This window comes from Christiangramia marina (genome assembly GCF_048285865.1).
Classification (GTDB): Bacteria; Bacteroidota; Bacteroidia; order Flavobacteriales; family Flavobacteriaceae; genus Christiangramia; species Christiangramia marina.
The window spans coordinates 146,603-151,635 of record NZ_JBLVTK010000001.1 but is presented as its reverse complement, the minus strand read 5'-3'; the positions used below and the strand labels follow the sequence as shown (position 1 = coordinate 151,635).

The 5,033-nt window shown below is 38.4% G+C and carries 6 protein-coding genes; 3 read left to right on the top strand and 3 right to left on the bottom strand.

Annotated features, from left to right (window positions below; translation table 11 throughout):
* A partial coding sequence (locus ACNKXS_RS00730; RefSeq protein WP_417919210.1) for a Rho termination factor N-terminal domain-containing protein occupies nucleotides 1-429 on the bottom strand: 429 nt, incomplete at its 3' end.
* A 193-nt stretch (nucleotides 430-622) separates the two neighbouring features.
* Here ACNKXS_RS00730 and ACNKXS_RS00725 point away from each other — a divergent pair.
* On the top strand, nucleotides 623-1,033 hold the full coding sequence (locus ACNKXS_RS00725; RefSeq protein ID WP_295179977.1) for a DUF4293 domain-containing protein: 411 nt from the start codon (nucleotides 623-625) through the stop codon (nucleotides 1,031-1,033).
* A gap of 62 nt (nucleotides 1,034-1,095) precedes the next feature.
* On the opposite strand, the gene ACNKXS_RS00720 is transcribed toward ACNKXS_RS00725, so the two are convergent.
* Nucleotides 1,096-1,584 carry a metallophosphoesterase family protein gene (locus ACNKXS_RS00720; protein WP_417919209.1) on the bottom strand — a complete coding sequence of 163 codons (489 nt, stop codon included), beginning with the start codon at nucleotides 1,582-1,584 and terminating at the stop codon, nucleotides 1,096-1,098.
* Between the two features lie 106 nt (nucleotides 1,585-1,690).
* On the opposite strand from ACNKXS_RS00720, the gene truA reads away from it, so the two are divergent.
* Complete coding sequence (truA, locus tag ACNKXS_RS00715; RefSeq protein WP_417919208.1) at nucleotides 1,691-2,446, top strand: tRNA pseudouridine(38-40) synthase TruA; 756 nt, start codon at nucleotides 1,691-1,693, stop codon at nucleotides 2,444-2,446.
* The gene (locus tag ACNKXS_RS00710) at nucleotides 2,436-4,202 is read left to right on the top strand and encodes an ABC transporter ATP-binding protein (RefSeq protein ID WP_417919207.1); all 1,767 of its coding nucleotides are present in this window, start codon (nucleotides 2,436-2,438) and stop codon (nucleotides 4,200-4,202) included. Before truA ends, ACNKXS_RS00710 begins: the two co-directional genes overlap by 11 nt.
* On the opposite strand, the gene ACNKXS_RS00705 is transcribed toward ACNKXS_RS00710, so the two are convergent.
* Complete coding sequence (locus ACNKXS_RS00705) at nucleotides 4,199-4,963, bottom strand: DUF3667 domain-containing protein (protein WP_417919206.1); 765 nt, start codon at nucleotides 4,961-4,963, stop codon at nucleotides 4,199-4,201. The two genes, ACNKXS_RS00710 and ACNKXS_RS00705, sit on opposite strands and share 4 nt — an antisense overlap.
* Between the last annotated feature and the right edge of the window lie 70 nt (nucleotides 4,964-5,033).

Below are 5,033 nucleotides of genomic sequence, written 5' to 3'. Positions count from 1 at the left end.
GCGATCGTTGCGACTGTCGTTGCGATCATTACGATCGTTGCGATTATCATTTCTGTTGTCGCTCTTTTTGCGATCATCAGTTTTTGCGCTAGAAGAACTACGCTCGCGAGTACTTTTCTGTCTTGGTTCCTTTTTATCTTCCTTTGGATCAGACTCTTTTCTGGAAGGCCTAGGTGCTTTTGCAGCAGGTTTAGCAGGTTTTTTTTCACTTCCAACCTTTGAAGGTTTTGTGGTTTCCTGCTTAGCCGGTTCGGCACTATCTTCTGTAAGTACTTCTTTTACTTTTGCTGGGTTGGCTGCCTGGTAGTCCAGGATCTGGTAAACTAGATCCAGTTTTTTAAGGGTTTTATACTTAGGAACATTTAGCGATTGAGCAATTTCCTTAAGTTCAGGAAGCTTTTTAGCTTTTAATTCTGAAATTTCGAACATGTATTCAGTGAAATAATTATAAGATTGGATTGATTTAAAAACTTCTCGAAGAAGAATAAAAAGTTTTGGAGACTTAAGTAACCTGTATTGAATAGGTTACGCATTGTTACTGCAATTATACAACTTTATTTTATTCTTTTACCCAATGATTCTAAAAAGAATCTTTTATTTTTGTGCCGCAATCGCAGGAAATATGCTTCAGAGAATACAGACTATTTGGTTATTATTAGCGGTTATTGTGAGTGCCGGGCTCATTTTCGTTCTTCCGCTTTGGGAGAATTCAGCAGGTGAATTTGTTTATGCTCACGAAGTATTAATCGCGCTGGGAATGTTTCTTGCTTCAGCAGCAATTTCGCTGGTGAGTATCATCATGTTTAAAAATAGAAAGCTTCAATTTGTATTGGGGCGTCTAAATATCATATTAAATCTTTTTTTACTAGGAGTGTTTGTTTATTGGTCTCTAACTTTACCTGGAGAGATGGATATCTCAGAGAAAGGTATTGGGATGTTTCTTCCTATTATTTCTATCGTTTTTATTGTTTTGGCCAATAAGGCCATCAAGAAGGACGAAGATCTCGTAAAATCTGTAGATCGATTACGATAAGCCTATCATCTTAGTAGTATTAGTGCGTGAAAAACCCGAAGTGAAAGCTTCGGGTTTTTTAATTATTCCAATTCAATAACTTCCAGTTCCTTAATTTCTTTTTTATCAATCTTGAAGCGCAACATGGTTCTTTTCTTGTGAAATCCATGTTTCCCTGCCGCACCTGGATTCATATGTAGAAGTCCGAGGTTTTTATCGTTCATCACTTTCAGAATATGTGAATGACCACAAATGAACAGTTTTGGGGGATGTTGCCTGATCTCTTCGCGAATCGCTGGAGAATATTTTCCCGGGTAGCCACCAATATGTGTGATCCAGACATCTACCTCTTCACACATGAAACGCTGGTTTAATGGAAATTCTTTACGTATTTCAGCATCATCTATATTCCCGTAAACAGCTCGCAGCGGTCTAATTTGCTTAAGCTTATCGGTTACATCAGTTTTGCCAATATCACCCGCATGCCATATTTCGTCTGCCTCACCGGCATAATGCAAAATTCTTTCGTCCATATGACTATGTGTGTCACTTAGTAATAGAATCTTCTTCAAAGTCTTCAGTTTTAAAAGTCGTTTAACAAAGGAAGAGAAATCAGCCATTTTTCCTTGCTATAATTGCCTTATCTTTGCATTTCGCTAATATAAAAATAAAGCTGACTTGAGGTATTTCCTGAAGCTCTCATATTTCGGTAAAGCTTATCACGGCTGGCAAAATCAACCTGATTCTATTAGTGTTCAGGAGGTTCTTGAACAAAATCTAAGCAAAGTGTTACCATTTTCAGTAGCCATTGTTGGTGCTGGAAGGACAGATGCTGGTGTGCATGCACGACAAATGTTTGCTCATTTTGATGCTTCGGAAGAACTTGATGGTGAAAATCTTGCTTATAAGCTAAATTCCATGCTTCCGAAGGATATTGCAATTTCTGAAGTATTTCAGGTAAGGAAGGATGCTCATGCGAGATTTGATGCTGTGGCTAGAAGTTACGAGTATCATCTACTTCAGTATAAAGATGTATTCGCTTACGATCAGGCATGGTATTTTCGCTATGAACTTGACTTGGATAAAATGAACAAAGCTGCAGAGATCCTGAAGGAGTATTCAGATTTTCAGTGTTTTTCCAAATCGCGCACAGATGTACATACGTATAACTGCCGTATCGATGAAGCGAAATGGGTGGAAAAGGACGGGAAGCTTATTTTTTATATCACTGCAGATCGATTTTTGCGTAATATGGTGCGCGCAGTGGTAGGAACTCTGCTTGAAATTGGACAAAGCAAACAGCCGGTGGAATATATTCACGAGGTGATCAAAAGTAAAGACAGGGGAAAAGCTGGAACTTCGGTCCCGGCACATGGATTATATTTAACCAGGATCGAATATCCTGAAACGATAAGAGAACTAGATGGCATCTAATACAGGAAATGCATTTGATATGGCGCTTTTCAAGCGTTTGCTTGGATACACCAATCCCTATAAACGAATATTTTATTTTGTAGGTGTTGCCGCCGTCCTTGTTTCTCTATTTGGAGTTCTAAGGCCTATTTTGCTGCAGGAAACGGTAGATGAGGCTCTTATCCCGGCAGATTTTGACAGTCTTATATATTATGTGAGCCTGATGATTGGGGTTCTGGTGCTGGAAGTGATCTTCCAGTTCTGTTTTATCTACTATGCTAACTGGCTTGGGCAGGAGGTTGTTCGTGATTTGCGGGTAAAACTCTTCAAACACATGCTTGGCTTTAAAATGCAGTATTATGATAAATCTGCAGTTGGAAGATTAGTGACCAGGGCTGTAAGTGATATTGAGACGATTGCCAGTATTTTTAGCCAGGGATTATTTATGATTATTTCAGATCTACTGAAAATGTTGGTAGTGATTGGTGTAATGTTCTATAAAAGCTGGGAGCTAACCTTGCTCGTACTTACAGTTTTGCCTTTTATTATCTACGCTACGAGAGTCTTTCAGAAGAAAATGAAGTTAGCTTTTGAAGAAGTCAGAACTCAGGTGGCAGATTTGAATACTTTCGTACAGGAACGTATCACCGGGATGAAGATCGTACAGTTATTTACCCGCGAGAAAACTGAATACGAAAACTTTAAAAAGATCAATGATAAACATAGAAAAGCATGGGTAAAAACCGTTTGGTATAACTCCATCTTTTTCCCAATTGCTGAAATGTCCACATCTATTACAATAGGTTTAATCGTATGGTTTGGTGGTTTACGGGTAGTTGCCGGTGATGATATGTCTCTAGGTATCATTGTCGCATTTATAGAACTGAGCCAGATGTTATTCAGGCCACTGCGCCAAATTGCCGATAAGTTCAATACGTTGCAAATGGGAATGGTCGCTGCAAACCGGGTATTCGGGATCCTGGATACAGAATCCACGATAGAAGATAACGGAACTATTGCAGTAGAGCATCTTGACGGAGAGATCGAATTTAAAGACGTAAGATTTAGTTACATCCCAGAAGAAGAAGTTGTAAAAGGAATCTCGTTTAGAGTAGAGCCTGGTGAAACCGTGGCAATTGTTGGAGCTACCGGTGCTGGGAAATCAACCATTATTAATTTACTGAGCAGATTTTACGAAATCGATAGTGGAGTCATTGAAATAGACGGGCAGGATATCAAGGATCTGGAGCTGAAATCTTTAAGATCTCAAATCGCTGTGGTTCTTCAGAATGTATTCTTGTTCGCAGATACGATCATGAATAATATCAATCTTGATAATCCTGATATCTCAGATGAAGATGTGATCAAGGCTGCAAAGCAGATTGGGATTCATGAATTTATTGATTCCCTTCCTGGCGGTTATTATTATAATGTAAAGGAACGTGGAGCAATGCTTTCTTCCGGACAGCGACAGTTGATCTCATTTTTAAGAGCGTATGTAAGTAATCCAAGTATCCTTGTGTTGGATGAAGCAACATCTTCCGTAGACTCCTATAGTGAACAACTTATACAGGACGCTACAGATAAGATCACTGAAGGTCGAACTTCCATCGTTATCGCCCACAGGCTTGCGACCATTAAAAAAGCCGATAAGATTATTGTAATGGATCAGGGTAAAATCGTAGAAATTGGTAATCATCAAAGTTTACTTCAGAGAACCGATGGGTATTACCGAAAACTTTATGAAGTGCAGTTCAAAGAAGAAGAGAGTATTTAGATAACTTCCTTTAGTTTGGCCATGTAAATACCAATGACAAGGCTAACCATTAAGAATACAAGCAGAATCAAAAGCAGAAAAAGTAGACTTTTAAGAATTATCTTCCATAAGCTTAGATCATACATTTTTTTAAAAATATACCCGTAATAAATCAAATAAAAAGGTAAACTAGCATAATTCATAACTGCAAAAACCGACTGATTGCTGAAAGAAAATAGAATAAGGATCGCAAAAACGATACTTATATGTGAGTAAGCATAAAGGTGAACGATCAAATGCTCGGCAAGATTGTATTTCTTATTTTTTAAAAATACCAGCCTGGAGAACACGGTGATTACCGGAATGAACAGAAAAGTGATGAGGTTCATGTGTTCCAGGATCATCGTAGTGACCTCCCTGGTTATATCACGTTCTCCTGTATTAACCTCAAGGCCTCCACCATCTAAATATTCTGGAAAATATTTCAGGTTAACGTAAGTGTATAGACCAGTAAGGGTTAGCGCAATGGTAAAGTATCCGTAAGGATTAATATATTTCTTACGCAGTCCTTCAATATATCCCTGAATCACATTCACAGGTCTACGGAAAAGGTCAATAAAAGTAAGTACTGGTTTGTTGGAGTCAATACTCCAGAATGATTCAAAGAATTCCCCAGAAAGATAGGGAACACTAAGCTTGTCCCGTACGATCTTAGCTCCACAATTAGAGCAATAATTCTGTTCTTCTGATATCGAAAAATTGCAATTTTTGCAATGAGTCATCTATTCTTAGCTTATGTCTTCTTTGATCTTAACCTTTAGTTCGTCCATCGTTTCGAACATCACGAACTGC